The 17,295-nt window shown below is 44.4% G+C and carries 6 protein-coding genes; 2 read left to right on the forward strand and 4 right to left on the reverse strand.

Annotation, left to right across the window (positions count from 1 at the left end; translation table 11 throughout):
• Nucleotides 1-191: 191 nt before the first annotated feature.
• Nucleotides 192-3,905 (reverse strand): phosphoribosylformylglycinamidine synthase, encoded by a 3,714-nt coding sequence (locus N773_RS0104215; protein ID WP_024856617.1) that lies wholly within the window; start codon nt 3,903-3,905, stop codon nt 192-194.
• A gap of 161 nt (nt 3,906-4,066) precedes the next feature.
• On the opposite strand from N773_RS0104215, the gene N773_RS0104220 reads away from it, so the two are divergent.
• Nucleotides 4,067-4,351, forward strand: a complete 285-nt coding sequence (locus N773_RS0104220) for a hypothetical protein (RefSeq protein ID WP_024856618.1) — start codon at nt 4,067-4,069, stop codon at nt 4,349-4,351.
• A 17-nt stretch (nt 4,352-4,368) separates the two neighbouring features.
• Entirely contained in the window at nt 4,369-5,562 is a 1,194-nt protein-coding gene (locus N773_RS0104225) for an ATP-binding protein (protein WP_024856619.1), read from the forward strand.
• A gap of 70 nt (nt 5,563-5,632) precedes the next feature.
• On the opposite strand, the gene N773_RS0104230 is transcribed toward N773_RS0104225, so the two are convergent.
• The 3 genes from N773_RS0104230 to N773_RS0104240 all read right to left on the reverse strand — a co-directional run bounded on the left by N773_RS0104230 (nt 5,633) and on the right by N773_RS0104240 (nt 17,021).
• The gene (locus N773_RS0104230; protein ID WP_024856620.1) at nt 5,633-8,332 is read right to left on the reverse strand and encodes a CotH kinase family protein; all 2,700 of its coding nucleotides are present in this window, start codon (nt 8,330-8,332) and stop codon (nt 5,633-5,635) included.
• Nucleotides 8,333-8,525: 193 nt separating this feature from the next.
• A complete protein-coding gene (gene ligA / locus N773_RS0104235) occupies nt 8,526-10,505 on the reverse strand; it encodes an NAD-dependent DNA ligase LigA (RefSeq protein ID WP_024856621.1) in 1,980 nt (659 codons plus the stop codon).
• Nucleotides 10,506-10,745: 240 nt separating this feature from the next.
• Nucleotides 10,746-17,021, reverse strand: coding sequence for a dockerin type I repeat-containing protein (locus tag N773_RS0104240; protein ID WP_024856622.1), 6,276 nt, complete (start codon nt 17,019-17,021; stop codon nt 10,746-10,748).
• Between the last annotated feature and the right edge of the window lie 274 nt (nt 17,022-17,295).

Below are 17,295 nucleotides of genomic sequence, written 5' to 3' on the forward strand. Positions count from 1 at the left end.
TATTAAAAAATAAATAATGATGATTATGCGTTTATTAACTGCCTTCAAGCTCCTCACACAGAGCGACAAAATTTACATACACGGTGATCGTCCATATATAATAATAGGCAGTACCGCATTTACAGTACTGCCTTAATTATAACATAGTACAATTTAAATGTCAATCTGCAGACCTGACGTCTGCGCTGACATTATTTGAAATACTTTACGCCGCTCTCAAAGATCTTCTGATCCTTAGCACCTGGAACGTTGATGCAAACGCCGTTGCCCATTCTTTCGGAGTGACCCATCTTACCCAGCACTCTGCCGTCGGGAGAAGTGATACCCTCGATAGCATCGAATGAGGTGTTGGGGTTGCAGTGGATATCGAATGTAGGTTCACCATCAAAGTCAACGTACTGTGTTGCGATCTGACCGTTAGCTGCAAGCTTTGCGATCTCCTCAGCGGTAGCTACGAATCTTCCCTCACCGTGAGAGATAGCTATACTGTGGATATCATCTACTTCGCAAGCAGCCAGCCATGGCGACTTATTAGAAGCGATACGTGTATTTACCATCTTGGACTGATGTCTTGCGATGGTGTTGAATGTCAGTGTAGGAGAATCATCGCGCATATCAACAATCTCGCCGTAAGGAACAAGACCCAGCTTAACAAGAGCCTGGAAACCGTTGCATATACCCAGCATCAGACCATCGCGGTTCTTCAGCAGATCGTGGATAGCATCTGTCAACTTGGGATTGCGCAGGAATGATACGATAAACTTACCGCTTCCGTCTGGCTCGTCACCGCCGCTGAAACCGCCGGGCAGCATAACGATCTGTGACTGCTTGATCTTCTTTTCCATAGCATCAACAGATTCCTTGATAGCCTGCTCCGAGAGATTTCTTACTACGAATATCTCAGCCTCAGCACCAGCCTTTTCAAACTGTCTTGCAGTATCGTATTCACAGTTGGTTCCGGGGAATACAGGGATAAGAACCTTGGGCTTAGCAACCTTAATTGCGGGAGCTTTTCTCTCATCAGCCTTGAAGCTGTACTTGTTAGGCTTCTCAGCAGGTTCCTTAACGTGAACAGGATATACGGGTTCCAGCTTCTTCTCCCAGAGATCCTGGATCTTTTCGAGGTCGATGGTATAACCATTGTTCTCAATGGTGTAAGCCTGAGTGGTCTCACCGATAACTCTTTCAGCAGTCTGAACACCGTGAGCAAGCTCGATAACGAAACTGCCGTAGCAAGCGCGGTAAAGTTCTGCAGGAGTAACCTTATCTGTGAATTTAAAGCCTATCTTGTTACCAAATGCCATCTTAGCAACAGCCTCGGAAACGCCGCCGTAAGCAACAGACCAGCAAGAAAGAACGTTGCCGTCTGCTATCAGCTTCTCGACCTTCTCGAATACCTTTTTCAGGCTGTCAAACTTGACTATATTGTTTTCATCATATTCAGGCTTGATGAGTATTACTCTTGAACCAGCCTTCTTGAATTCCTGAGAAATGATCTTATCGGTCTTGGCAGTGGATACTGCAAAGGATACCAGCGTAGGAGGGACGTCGATGTTCTCGAATGTACCCGACATAGAATCCTTACCGCCGATTGATCCGCAGCCCAGTTCGATCTGAGCCTTATATGCACCCAGCAGAGCGGAGAAAGGCTTGCCCCATCTTGAAGGATTGTTCTGAGTTCTCTCAAAGTATTCCTGGAAAGTCAGCCAGCAGTGTTCATAGGAGCCGCCTGTTGCAATTACCTTTGCTACAGATTCAACTACCGCGGACATAGCACCGTGATAGGGGCTTACACTGGAGAGAAATGGGTTGAATCCCCAGCCCATGATTGAAGCAGTTGTAGTCTCGCCGTTAAGAACGGGAAGCTTGCAAGCCATAGCCTGTGTAGGAGTGTTCTGATACTTACCGCCGTAAGGCATAAGAACTGTACCGGCACCGATCGTAGAGTCAAATCTTTCAACAAGACCCTTCTGTGAGCAGATATTCAAATTGGATATCATAGCTTCCCAACGGTCTGCATTATCCTCGCCGCCGTCATCGTTTGCGAATACGGGAGTAGGAACTTCGATATCGGTGTGCTTCTCGGCACCATTAGAGTTGAGGAACTCTCTGGACAGGTCAACAATTGTGTTGCCGTTCCAGTTCATTCTCAGTCTGGGCTCTTCGGTAACTCTTGCTACCATAGTAGCTTCCAGGTTCTCCTTAGCAGCCTCAGCCATGAATTTTTCAAGGTCTTCCTTGGCAATAACAACTGCCATTCTCTCCTGAGATTCTGAGATAGCAAGCTCTGTACCGTCAAGACCGTCATATTTCTTGGTAACGAGATCAAGATTTATCTGAAGACCGTCAGCCAGTTCGCCGATAGCAACTGATACACCACCTGCGCCGAAGTCGTTGCAGCGCTTGATCATTGCAGTAACTTCAGGATTTCTGAACAGTCTCTGAAGCTTTCTTTCTTCGGGTGCATTACCCTTCTGAACTTCAGCACCGCAGGTCTCGAGAGAGTGCAGTGTGTGGGACTTGGAAGAACCTGTTGCACCGCCGCAGCCGTCGCGTCCGGTCTTACCGCCCAGCAGGATAACGATATCCTCGGGGGCAGGTCTTTCACGTCTGACGTTGGAAGCGGGAGCTGCACCGATAACTGCGCCTATCTCCATACGCTTTGCAACGTAGCCGGGGTGATATATTTCGTTTACGTGACCTGTAGCAAGTCCGATCTGGTTACCATAGGAAGAATAACCGTTAGCAGCACCTACAACAAGCTTTCTCTGGGGCAGTTTACCTGCAATGGTATCTTCAACAGGAACAAGAGGATTGCCTGCGCCTGTTACACGCATTGCCTGATATACGTAAGAACGACCGGACAGAGGGTCTCTGATAGCGCCGCCCAGACAAGTAGCCGCACCGCCAAAAGGCTCGATCTCGGTGGGATGGTTGTGAGTTTCGTTCTTGAACATCAGCAGCCAGTCCTCATCAACACCGTCAACATCGACTTTGATCTTTACAGAACAAGCATTGATCTCTTCACTCTCGTCAAGATCTTTCAGCAGACCGGCTTTTTTCAGCTGCTTTGCGCCGAAGCAAGCAAGATCCATAAGGGTGATGGGCTTGTCTGTTCTGCCTGCGTAGAGGTCTTTTCTGGCATTTATATAATCGGTAAAGGTAGCTGCGATATAATCGGGCTCAATAGAAACATTGTCAACGATGGTCGAGAATGTGGTGTGACGGCAGTGATCCGACCAGTAGGTATCGATCATTCTGATCTCGGTTATGGTAGGATCGCGCTTTTCCTGCTCCTTGAAATACTTCTGGCAGAACTTGATATCATCGAGGTCCATAGCAAGACCCAGATCTGCAAGCATTGCTTTGAGATCATCCTCTGAAGACTCGATGAAGCCCTTAACTGTATCAACAGTTGTGGGGATATCGTACTTGATATCAAGAGTCTCGAACTCATCAAGAGAAGCTTCTCTCGATTCAACAGGGTTGATCATATACTGCTTGATCTGCGCAAGCTCCTCATCATTTAGGTTGCCGCTTACTATGTAAATACGGGCGGACTTGATAACGGGACGCTTACCCGCAGTCAGCAGTGAGATACACTGCGCACATGAATCAGCTCTCTGATCGAACTGACCGGGAAGATACTCAACAGCGAATATCTGCTCGTCCTCACCTACAGCGGGAAGATGATCATAGGTAACATCAACCGCGGGCTCGGAAAATACCACGGGAATAGCAAGCTCGAAATCTTTTACAGGCAGACCCTCAGCATCATAGCGGTTAATAACGCGAAGACCTTTGAGGTTTTCAAGACCCAGTGCAGACTTGATACCGCCCAGCAGTGAATCAGCTTCAACTGCAAATTCCGGCTTTTTTTCTACATAAATTCTGTATACTGACATATCAGCAGCTCCTTTACAGATTAATTTATACAAAATGTATCCATGTAAAATATATTATACTACATCTTGGGGGTCTTTGTCAATGACTTAATTATTAAACATTGACTTATATGGAAAAATGTTATATAATGTAAACACAGATCATATTAGAGGTGAACGATATGGAAAAGCTGTTTCCCTTTTCAGATGCGCCTGATACGGCAGTATTTACCTGCTGTCATGTACTTTCGGGCGAAAGACCAGTGCTGTACGTGAGCCATGATGAAGATGGATACTGGCAGTTTTTATGCGGTGAAGAACATGAAGAATCTGATGCAGGAATAGTATCACTGCATAGCATATATATGTCAGATAAAAGCGTAGGACTTCTGGCTGAATTAGAATGCGGATATTCGGCTGAAAGAGAAAACGTTGAAAGCAAATGGGTAATAATTGAAGATACATAAAAACGGAGGAATATGAAATGACCGATTTCAAGCGAATATTGAAACAGATAAGAAGCCTTGTGATATTCAAGAAACTTCGCAGAGATGATGTTTTAACTGATATGATACAGACCATTCTAGCAATTTGCGAAGAAGATACCGAAAATGCAGTTGAATGGTACTGCGATATGTGCGGCGACCTTTATAAGTCGGGCGACGACCTCACAGAGTACATCATGAAGATAATTCTCGAAGACGAGAATCTTTTTATACTCAAAAAGGGTGAGGGGCTTGAAACGGGAACGATGCTGGATAATTGTCTTGCAAATGAGCTTGCTTTTCTGGAAGAGTTAGCAACTATCCCCAGCAGTGAATTCATCGACAGGATAAATTACGACGGATTTCTGCCCGAATACAGGATCAGTCCCAGAGATTTTTCCCAGATATATGCTCAACGTGTGCATGAGATCAAAAAGATCGGCTACGGCATATATTCAAAGTACAATATTTTCATAATCAAGGACGGAGTTATGACTCCTGTTGAACACGCCGATCCAATAAGACTTTCGCAGCTGCATGATTATGAAAATGAAAGATCTCAGGTCATTGCCAACACAAAAGCACTGCTTGCGGGCAAACCCGCAAACAATGTTCTGCTTTACGGTGACTGTGGCACGGGCAAATCCTCGACGGTCAAAGCTATCGCAAACGAGTATGCTTGTGAAGGTCTAAGGCTTATCGAGCTGAAAAAGAAACAGCTGCACGAGATACCCAACATCGTCGAAAAAATCAGTAAGAATCCGCTGAAATTCATTATCTTCATAGATGATCTGTCTTTCACAGAAGATGACAACGACTACGCTGCACTGAAAGCTATACTCGAAGGCAGTGTTGCTTCTACGGCTTCAAATCTGGTGATCTATGCCACATCGAACCGCCGTCATCTGGTACGTGAAACTTTCACAGCACGAAAAGGCGACGAGATACATTTCAAGGATACCATGCAGGAACTTCTTTCGCTATCTGACCGTTTCGGACTTACCGTGACATTCCAGAAGCCGGATAAAAATCTGTTCCTCGATCTTGTAAACAAACTGGCTGATGAATATGAGGTAAAGACCGATCGTGCTGAATTGGAGATCAAAGCGGAAGCTTTTGCACTCTCAAAGGGCGGACGTTCACCACGTGTTGCAAAACAGTTCATTGAATACGTCAAGGGCACAGAAGAGTAATGATTCTAAATATTATAAAAACGGCAGTTTCTTCGGGAACTGCCCTTTTTATGTTCTGTAAAACTGTAAATTACTGAATAGTAACAGTTACTGCATTCTTGATAGGATCGGACGTATTCCACTTACCGTTAACTCTTGCAGCAATAGCTACCTTATAAGTCATGCCCGGAGTAAGGTTCTTAGGAGTAATGTACCTGTTTGTAGTAATGTCGGAAGTCTGAATTCTCCATTTACCTGCAAGGAATACAGCGATACCGTACTTGTCAGCACCCTGTACTTTGTCCCAGATAAACTGAACCTGATGATACTGAGAATTGTAATTAACCTTGATGTTTGTAGGATAATCAGTATTGCCGGTCGATCCACCGCTGTTCTGATCGCTGTAAACTGCCTTTACGGAAGCATTAGAACCAGTTAGTTTGATCTTGATACTGCCTGACTTATCAGAGCCGTTTGTTATCTGTGCACCGCTGATCTGCCAGTGGTCAAATGATTTTCCTTCCTTGGGTGAAGCTGTCAGATCAAGTTCGTAATCCTTGTGGTACTTACCGGACCATTTGTCTATTGCGCCGAGTTTCAGGGTGTTGAGCTGTATCTCTCCGGAATTGCTGCTGTTATTCACTGTAAAGGTCACAGGTTCACCTGAAAAACCAACAGCCTGACGAAGATAACGCTCTGCGGGATCGAAACGCTGTTTATAGAAGTTTACAATAGTCCTCCACTGGTTAATATATGACTGCGCATTATTGCCTGATCCGAAACGCTTGTATGTATCCGCTGCCTGCTGGCTGAAATTATCGGAATAGTACTTAGCTTTATCTGCTACCCTGTTTGGCTCAAAGTTGTAGTTTGCCATATCCATCATGGTACGTGCAAAATCTTTGGCAAACTGGTCATTTTTGAGCAGTGCTGTGAACATTCTGCTGACATCGATCTGCTGATCCTGCTGTAAACGGCGGAATCCGTTTGTATTAACAGAAGTATCCTGGCTGTTGTAAAGTCCTACGCTATATTCGGTATCAAACATTATCATGCGCCACTTTCCGTCTGCATAGGGATTGGAGCTGTCAATGGTATTTGAACGCCATGATGCGATATTACGCTTGGGCCAGTCCTGATTTGCCCAGTAGATCTGCGCTGCAAAGTAATCCATAAAGCTTTGGATATCTATCTTTTCGCAGATCTGTGCATAACTCAGACTGCCGTTTGCAGCACCCTTTACGAGGGCATTCCAATCCTGAAGATCGGAGTCGGAACCTTCTTCAACTTCCCCTTCCTTTATCAATGCGACGTCACTCTTCTTAACACCGTAGTGATCGCTGATGTAGGCATCGTTGAGCTTCTCGCATATCTGATAGATCCCCCAAAATTCACCATCGATAAATACCATGCACTCGCTCATTGCCTGATGTCCGAAATCACGGTCAGCTACAAGGCTCTGATTGAGAGAATCACGGAAGATCGCGTTATTGTTATCATTACCGCCGTCACGCAGAGAGATGGTGGTATAACTCTTTATAGCTTTGCCGTTCTTTGCCTTTACGGAAGTACCGTCAAAGAAATCGTAGCTAAATTCAGGAGCACCATAATCCAGACGTGCATAAACATTGAAACTCTTCTGAGCATTGTGGCGTGAAGCACCGCCCTTGATGCGGATACCTACGTCCTGGTCGATAACTTTCTGCCCTTTATCGAAAACGGTCATAGTAGCAGGACGCTCCCAAGCCTTGCCTGACTGAGTGTAGTTAGCATCCCTTTCCCATTCTCTCTTACCGTTGGAACCTGCGGACGCTCTGAATTCATCGTAGTACTTGCCCAGAACATAGATACCTGTTTCATAATTGAACAGACTATCAGGGTCGGTCACAAGGGATACGACCTTCATATCCTTGTAGTATCCCGAATTTGTCTTGCCTACGAAATATGTTCTGGTGATGACATCACTCACACGCCCCTGAGTATCGACTGCAACAGCGCGTATGATATTAGCTTTATCAACAGGTGAAGAAGGCGGATTGTAGCCGTATGTAGAAATATTTCTCTCAGCGCTCAGCTTATTGGGATTAGAGGAAACATCCGTGAGAGTGAAAGGTGAAGTATATTTCTGTGAAGATGTGGTCGGTACGGAGCCGTCTGTGGTATAATATACAGTAGTTCCCGACGGTACCTGAATGGATACAGTCTTTCCTGCGTCATAGTAGCCGCTTTCAAGAGAGAATTCAGGAGTAGCCACTGCTGCTGAACCCTGGGGTTCAACATTTGTTTTACCCGGTGTGCAGGCGAGTTCAAAGAAATTTCCGCTGCCATCGGGATACTGTCCATAGGAAGCATCAGAAGCGATGGAGCCGAAAGTCAGAGTATCAGCTGCGTTGCCGTTTGCATCGGAGAGCGTAAGAGTCTCGCCCGAACCTGACATACCGAATGGAGCTATGGAAGTGTTGGTCTCCCCTGCTGTGCTGTCGCAGTAGATGACCAGATAAGACTTGGGTTCGATCTTCGTGCCATTGGGTATCTTGAATTTAAATGGCTTTGTTGCCTTGTCTGAAAGTCCCCAGCCTGACAGGTCAACAGCAGAATTTCCTGAGTTGTAAAGCTCGACCCAGTCGTAGAAATTTCCGTCGGGAGCCGCAATAGTCGTGTTCTTTGAGCAGACCTCATTGATTGTTACACCGCTCGAAGCAGCGTAAGCAGGGATAAGCCCTGCATTCTGGCAGACAAGCCCCAGACAAAGTATGCCTGCAGCAGCCTTTCGACCGATATTATGATTCATATTATATTTCCTCCTTATTTAAAGTAACAATTTGTTTGGTATTTTAACAATTTTATTATATCACACTTGATCTGCGTTGTCAAGATGAATAAAAATTGCTAAAAGAACTTTGCCGTTTTGTACATAAATAAAGCCTCCTAATTAATATGATCGGAGGCTTATCTATACTGTGATTTTCTGTAATTTATCGTGGCTATTTTATCATTTCCATAAATTCTTCTTCGGTGATGATCTTAATGCCGAGCTGCTCAGCTTTTGCCAGTTTGCTTCCTGCTTCTTCGCCTGCAAGAACATAGTCTGTTTTCTTTGAAACCGAGCCGCTTGCTTTCCCGCCGAACTTCTCAATGAGTTCTTTAGCATCGTTTCTTTTTAAGGTTGGCAGGGTTCCTGTAAGAACGAAGGTCTTTCCTGCAAAACGATCGTCCTGCTGAACTTTTTCGTACTCGGTGTTAACTCCGCAGTCTTTCAGACGCTGAATGAGTGCTATCATATGCTCTTCATGAAAAGCACTGTAAACACTCTGTGCCATAACATCTCCAAAACCGTCGATCTCGGAAATTTCCTCTGTGGTGGCTGACATAATGCTGTCAAGCCCACCAAATTTTGCACAAAGAAGTTTTGCCGAAGCCTGACCGATATTTCTTATTCCGAGACCGAATATCAATCTGTCAAGAGTATTCGACTTGGACTTTTCAATTGCAGTTACCAGATTATGTGCTGACTTCTCCTTGAAGCTTTCCAGAGCAATGAGGTCTTCTTCCTTAATATGATAAAGGTCAGCAACGGATTTTATTAGTTCCTTATCAAGCAGAAGTCGAACTATCTGAGGACCGAGGCCATCTATATTCATTGCACCTTTTGAAGCAAAGTGAACTATGCTTCGGAATATCTGGGCGGGACATTCAACATTGGGACAGCGGACAGCTGCTTCTTCCTCAGATCTTACAAGCTTTGCATGACACACGGGACATTCATCGGGAAGCATGAAAGATCCCTCGGAGTTTTTCTCAACAGAACCGAGAACTTCGGGTATTATATCCCCTGCTTTGCGGACACGGATAATGTCACCAATGTTGATGTTTTTCTCGATTATAAGATCCTGATTGTGCAGTGTAGCACGGGACACCTGAGTGCCTGCAAGGAAGACAGGTTCAAACACAGCAACGGGGGTCACAGCACCTGTTCTGCCAACATTCAGCTCGATATCAAGAAGTTTTGTATTCTTTTCTTCCGGCGGGAATTTATACGCAACTGCCCATTTCGGGACTTTTGCAGTAGCACCGAGAATGTCACGGTGCTTGAAATCATCTACCTTGATAACAACGCCATCGATATCATAAGGAAGCTCGAAACGACTCTCACCTATCTCATTGATACGCGCTATGATCTCATCAGTGGTGGATACTTGCTTATAATCCGGTACAGTTTTGAAACCGAGTTCTTTCAGCATATCAAGGGACTGTTTATGAGCATAAAGCTCTCTTCCCTCTATTTGCTGAACGTTGAACACAAATATATCCAGTTTGCGCTTTGCGGCTATTTTGGGGTCTTTCTGACGAAGCGAACCCGCTGCCGCATTTCTCGGATTTTTAAAAGGCTGCTCGTCATTGTCCTCCTGCTCTTTTATAAGTTTAAGGAAAACATTTCTGGGCATATAAACCTCTCCGCGAACTTCTATCATGGGCAGAGTACTGTCTATGGTTACAGGTATTGAACGAACAGTTTTGAGGTTTTCGGTTACATTCTCGCCCACAAATCCGTCACCGCGGGTCGAACCTACTGTAAGCTGACCGTCGTGGTATTCAAGAGAAACAGATAGTCCGTCTATTTTGGGTTCAACAACAAATTTTGGGTCGCTGACGCTCTCCCTTACTCTGTCAACGAACTCTCTGACTTCTTCAAATGAAAACACATCCTGCAAAGAGCCCATCTGCACTTTATGTGTAACTTTTTCAAAGCCTGATACAGCCTCGCCGCCAACACGCTGTGTAGGGCTGTCGGGTCTGATAAGCTCGGGATTCTCAGCTTCCAGTTTTTTCAGCTCGTTCTGGAGCATATCGTAATCATAGTCGGAAATCTCGTTTCTGTCCTCAACATAATACAGGTGTGCATGGTAATTGAGGGTATCAACGAGTTCGTCGATACGTTTTTTTGCGTTTTCTTTTTCAGACATTTTATCTCCGCCTTTCGGGTCAAAGTTTATGATTTAGTATGTCACATTTACATTTATAATTTCTCGTTATGAAATAATTTAATTCCGCTTTTTGTTAGAGATTTTATAACGTAAATTATATCATATCATTGATGAAAAATCAAGGTTAAATAATAAAAAGACATTCCCCCGTGAGGTGAAATCACGGGGGAATATCTTATAAGTTAGTAGGACGTGAAAAATGAGAAATTGTCTGAAAATTTATTTGAGAAGTCTCTTGCCCTTGATGTGTGCGGCAATCTTTGAGATATCGTTAATATCTAACTTACCATCACCGTTTACATCTGCACGCATCTGTTCTTCTTCTGTAAGAAGTTTCTTGCCCTTTACGTGAGCTGCTATCTTGGTCAGATCATTGATATTGATCTTGCCATCGCCGTTTACATCGCCCTTCATATATTTGCTTTCCTCTATGATAGCTGCAACTGCAGTTTCGTTATCGGTCAGCTTCTTTACTACTTCGGGATCGATCAGAGCCTTCTGCTCATCTGTAAGTTCATCGAACAGCTTGCGTGCGTTAGCTATTGCTTCAGCATCGTCCTTGGTGAGATCTTCAGCTGCGGGAAGAGCGTTGATAGCATTCTTGACTGCATCAGCCGCTGCCTGATCTTCTGCTGCCTTTTCAGCTGCCTTCTTGGCTGTATCCAGAGCTGCTTCAGCATCATCAAGCTTCTTCATTGTATCTCCGTCGACCATACCCTTCTGATCATCTGTCAGAGCTTCAAATGCCTCGCGAACTGCTGCGATTGCATCAGCATCGTCTACTGTAACATTCTCAGCTGCGGGAAGATCGTTGATAGCCTTCTTGACTGCATCAGCTGCTGCCTCATTTTCTGCGGCTTTCTTAGCTGCTTCGTTAGCTTTTTCGAGAGCATCTTCAGCAGCTTCAAGCTTCTGTAAGGTTGCTTCATCTACCAGCTCTTTCTGAGCGGCTGTCAGTGCATTGTAATCATCGCGTGCCTTTGCGATCTTTTCAGCATCTTCAGGTTTAACTGCTTCAGTTTCAGGAAGAGCGTTGATAGAGTCTCTTACCGCATTTGCTGCTGCCTCATCTGCAGCGGCTTTTTCAGCTTCTTCGATAGCTGCTGCGAGAGCAGTTTCAGCTGCTTCAAGCTTATCTACGGTTTCTTCATCTATCAGATCTTTCTGAGCATCTGTCAGTGCGTCGTATTTATCGCGTGCATTTTCGATGTCTTCGGCATCTTCTGTGGTAACATCTTCAGCAGCGGGGAGATTGTTGATTTCCTGTTTAACAGCATCTGCTGCTGTCTGATCTGCAGCGGCTTTTTCAGCTTCTTCGATAGCTGCTGCGAGAGCAGTTTCAGCTGCTTCAAGCTTATCTACGGTTTCTTCATCCACCAGAGCTTTCTGAGCATCTGTCAGTGCGTCGTATTTATCGCGTGCATTTTCGATGTTCTTAGAATCTTCTGTGGTAACATCTTCAGCAGCGGGGAGATTGTTGATTTCCTGTTTAACAGCATCTGCTGCTGCCTCATCTGCAGCGGCTTTTTCAGCTTCTTCGATAGCTGCTGCGAGAGCAGTTTCAGCTGCTTCAAGCTTATCTACGGTTTCTTCATCCACCAGAGCTTTCTGAGCGTCTGTCAGTGCATCGTAATCTGCGCGTGCCTTTACGATGTTCTTAGAATCTTCTGTGGTAACATCTTCAGCAGCGGGAAGATTGTTGATTTCCTGTTTAACAGCATCTGCTGCTGTCTGATCTGCAGCTGCTTTTTCAGCTGCTTCGATAGCTGCTGCGAGAGCAGTTTCAGCTGCTTCAAGCTTATCTACGGTTTCTTCATCTATCAGATCTTTCTGAGCATCTGTCAGTGCGTCGTATTTATCGCGTGCATTTTCGATGTCTTCGGCATCTTCTGTGGTAACGTCCTCAGCATCGGGCAGAGCGTTGATAGCTTCAGTCGCTGCAGCTGCTTTCTTAGCGTCTTCCAATGCTTCTTCAGCATCTTCAAGTTTATTGAGAGCGTCTGCATCAACTTTTGCTTTCTGCTCATCTGTGAGTGCTTCGTATGCTTCACGGGCATTAGTTATAGCATCTTCATCTTCGGCTGTTACATCCTCGGATTCGGGAAGTTCTGCGATGAGATCGTTTACTTTGTCGACCTTGGTCAAAACGTACAGAATATCACTGAGAGGAACATCCAGACTGCCATCGTTAACTTCGATCTTGTAATCACCAGTCTGATTGATATTGTCGATATTGATAACTACGCACTTGTCGGTGATATCTCTTCCGTTCTCATCGTATGCAGTGATGTAGTCATGAGGTTTGATGACCTCACCATCGTCCATGTAAGCTTTTCTGACTTCAAGTCTTGCAAGCTTAGGTTCTGCCAGGCTGAGTACTTCATCGCACCGGAATGTGTAGTTATCGCCCAATGCTTCAACTATCTCGGGGAGATCATCGTTGGTGATGTGATTGCCGTTCAGCTTGCCTGCCTCGATAACTACAGTGCCTTCAGGTTCAACTTCATTATCGATTATGCCTGTGAAATCATTGGGATTTTCGGCATCGGCTTTGCTTATCTTGTATTCAACGGTCTTGTCGTTATAACCCTTAACGGTAGGAAGACCATTCAGAGTAACTTTTACTGTTCTCTTGTCTATGGTGAAGTCGTCGGAGTAGCTTACCTTCTCGTTGTAGCTGTCAGCATTAGTTGTTACAACTGCTCTGTAGGTACCTGCATCCTTGGGTGCTTCATCAACAGGATCACTGTATCCGCCGGTTCCCTCGTCCTTCTTCTGGTACTGTACCTTGATGTCAGCATTCTGAACAGCCTCGTTGATCTGGTTCTTTACAGTTACGGTGGGGTCAGTAACTGTTGTACCATCATAGATCTTGCCGTTGATATTGCCAACGTCTACAGTCATAGTACCATTTCTGATGTACCATTTGAATTCAACACCATCTTCATCTGTTGTGAAGTTCTTGTTGGTAGTGTCATCGGTGGCAACAGAGATGTTCTTTTCACCTACGATGTTATCGTATCTTACGCCCTTTACGAAAGCATCCTTGGAGTCATGATCTTCAACTGTGCCGAGAGTCAGAGTGTATGTCTGGAGTTCAGCTTCGTCCTTTACGCTGTAAGGAACACTTGCTGTCACGGTAGGTGTCTTTACATAGGTATCATACTGATATGTAATATCTGCAACAGTGACATTACTGCTTGTCAGTTCGTAAGGAACGATAGTAAGAGTATCGAGCTTGACTTCTTCTTCCTGTTCGGTCTGCTCTTCCTGTTCAGCGACTTCGGAAAGCTCAAGCGGAGCAACTTCAACAGGTATAACTTCTTCAACCTCTTCTTCGGTTTCTTCCTTGGGAAGTACCAGCAGATAGTTATTATCGGCTGCATTGTACTCTGCAAAGATATCACTGGGAACGAGCTTGTATTCACCAACATTGTTCTTGCTAGCATCTTCAAAGTTATAACCTTCTGCTGTGAAGATAAGACCAAAGTTATAATCTCCGCCCGCAGGCTTATCCTTATCAACAACGCCGTCCTGAGTATACAGAACATCGCTGTCCTTGATGAGTTCGCCCCATGTTATGGTGTTCTTCTCATTGTCCTTGATGCCGTTGGGAGCTACGGTAACTTCCTTCTTGGCTATCGTGGTCTCGAAATCCATAACCTTATCCTGATAGTTATCGGATTTTATTGTGATAGTACCCTTCTGAACGCCTGCGCTGGTGATATCGTATTCTTCGCCTGGGAATAAGGTTGCTGTCTCATAAGTTTCATCACTGAAAATGTGGAAAATTAATTCGTTATCTTCAAATGTTACTTTTACTCTAAGTCCTTCGATAGGCTCTCCACCTAGCGGATAATATTCATCAAGACAATAATCCATCATAACTTCTTCCGACATATTATGTTTTGCGAATTTAATTAATGTGGTGTCAGGAAGTAATCCGGTGGATTTTGTCTCAACTTTACCTTCATTAACATAATAATGAACTACACGACCAGCTACATTTTCAGGCAGCTTATATACTGCACCGAGAGTAGTTGTCAGCATCTTGCCATCATCAGCTTCGGTCAACTGGTAAGGAGTTTCTGCATCATCGGGTGCAATAAACTCATAACCCTTCTTACTGCCTTCAAATTCAACCTTGATATTGGAATCATTCAGAGTATCATCGGGGTCGGTGAATGTGAAGTCGGTATCATCAAGTACTTCTGCATCGTATACGGTATCGGTCTTGGGAACGAATGTTACGTTGTTGGGAGCCTTTTCGATCCTCCACTTAACTGTAACTTCACCTGTATATTTTGCAGGGTCGGTCTCAGGATCTTCGGACTCTATTGCGGATATCTTGAACTCGTAGTACTCATTATCCTTGTTAGCGCCTGTCTTGCCTTCAACGGTGCTGGTTATCTCTTCTTCGGTGAGCTCAGTAACTGTGCCGTTTATGCTGTTCTTGACAACGATAACAGGCTTCTGCTCTCTCTTGTTGTATACGAAAGAATCATCGGGCAGAGTGATCACGCCGTTCTTGACTGTAAGAAGAGTATCTTCATACTGGAGTTCCTGCTGTTCTGCGGGTTCACCCTGTTCCTCTGCGGCAGGATTTTCTTCCTGAATTTCAGGAGTACTGCCCTGCTCTGCGGCGGGTTCTTCTTCCTGAGGTACTTCGGCTTCTTCATATCTTCTCAGGTAGAAATAGCAGCCTGTGTATTCTTCATCGGCAGAAGAACTGTCTTCAGCGCCGAACAGTGAACGAGGTGAATACTCAACGTCCTTGGTGATGGAGATAGGATATGTTTTGCCGCCGCATACAACATTGACGATGGTGGAAAGTTCATATGTGCCGAAATCGGTGAAATAATCCTGGCTGGAAGTCTTGCCTTTCTTCTTGATAGAGAGGCTGACGGGGTCAATACTGGTTATACCCTTAGGCATCTGTTCAGGCTTGACAACAACTTCCTCCACCGTAGGCAGATCGCCGTAATAGTAGATATCCTTGGGCTTGAGCTGTGCTATCTCAACTGTACCAACTTCTTTGCCGTTCTCACCTGTACAATCAGCTATGATGATGTCGGGCTTTTCTTCGATATCAACATGAGGATTGCCGTACTCGTGAACGTGACTAAATGTTACAGTATCGCCGGTCTTGAGATCTCCGGAGTATGTTACATCATACTTATACTTGTAAGTTTCGCCCTTATACTCATAGCCGCCCGATGTTGTGCTCTCTTGCAGCTGAACCTGACTGATATTGCCTGCTAATGTCTGGTCGGAGTAGATAACAGAACCATCGGCAACATATGCATAAGGCAAGTCGCCCTCAACTGCAAACTTCTTGTTCTCTGCCATATTCTCGAATTCCAGATCAACGTTCTTTTCAGCTGTGAAAGTAGCGGTGATGCCTTCGGGGTATGGGTAATTAGGGAATGTTACGTGATATCTGTACAGATAGTTCTCATTATTTACGGTAAAGAAACCATCTTCAGGTATCTCTTTCACGCAGTCAACGAACCTGACAGTTGAATTTTCGAAGATGCTCTCATCGAGATCGATACGCTTCTTGGTGAATATATCAGCGTGCTCGGTAACGTATACGCTGTTATCGCCGTCATCTTCGGGAGTATCCATCTGTTCTACAACTACATAATCTGTATCTTCCAGATCTACGAATTCAAAATCGACCTTAGGTTCTTCGATAAAGGAAATAACTTCGTTTTCACCGAAAGTTGCCTGATCGATAACTTTCATTGTGCACTTGTACTTGAAATCTTCATAATCACCCTCTGTATCAGGATTCTTTTCAAAATCAAGAGTAGTATAGTCCTTGTCGGTTTTGAACTTCTTATTGGAATAGATAGTTACAACATCTCCGGGGGATACTTTAGTAACATTACCTACAACCGCATAGTCTTCACCTTCTACAAAACCACTGGGTGAGAGAGAAGCTTTGTTCTGTTCTATCTCGAATGCAACATAAGCGGTATCGTCATTACTGTTACCCGCTTCATCTTTGGAATATTTTACAGTAACAGTTATGCCATCACTAGCAGAAGTCTCGGTTCCCGTGATATTGAAAGAACCTGATTTCGCACCAGAAGTTCCGGATACAGGTGTTGAGTTACCTGCAGTAATAGTCATACAATCATAATATTTTTCGCTGCTTATTTTCCAGTTCACCTTTACTATTTGACCGTTTATTGGGTAAACCTTGAAAGTTGTTTGTGCAGTTGTGTAACCAACATGATAATTGTTTGACTTATAGCCTACGCCGCTAAGACCTGTGTTGTCATCACGTACAAACCAATAGCTGTTATTAGAAATGATTTCAGGCGTATAGTTGATAAATACAGGCTGACTTTGTACATCATCAGCAGCCGCTTTTATAGTGCCGCCGAAATTAACCAGTGGCTGCAGTGGAACTGCTCCGCCTACGATAAGAACTGCACACAGACCTGCAACTAACCTTTTAAGATCCTTTGATAAATTTCTAGCCATAATTTTTTCACCTGTCCTTTCAAATTTTTAAACTAACTCATTTTACGAACGTTCGCGGCATACACCGCTACATTCGGAAGTTTCAAGTTTCTCATTCCTAAGTCCTCCTTTTTCTTTTTAAACAAAACGCTCCAAGAGACATGGTTATCCCGCAGAGCGCAAATCTGACATATGATATTCAAAAAAGTGCGCAGTAAGTATGTTGTTTGTTTGTGTATATATTTGATAATACTTTAACAGCATAGTTACGTTCACTCCAATCAATAAATATTAA

Source organism: Ruminococcus albus AD2013 (genome assembly GCF_000526775.1).
Classification (GTDB): domain Bacteria; phylum Bacillota; class Clostridia; order Oscillospirales; family Ruminococcaceae; genus Hominimerdicola; species Hominimerdicola alba_A.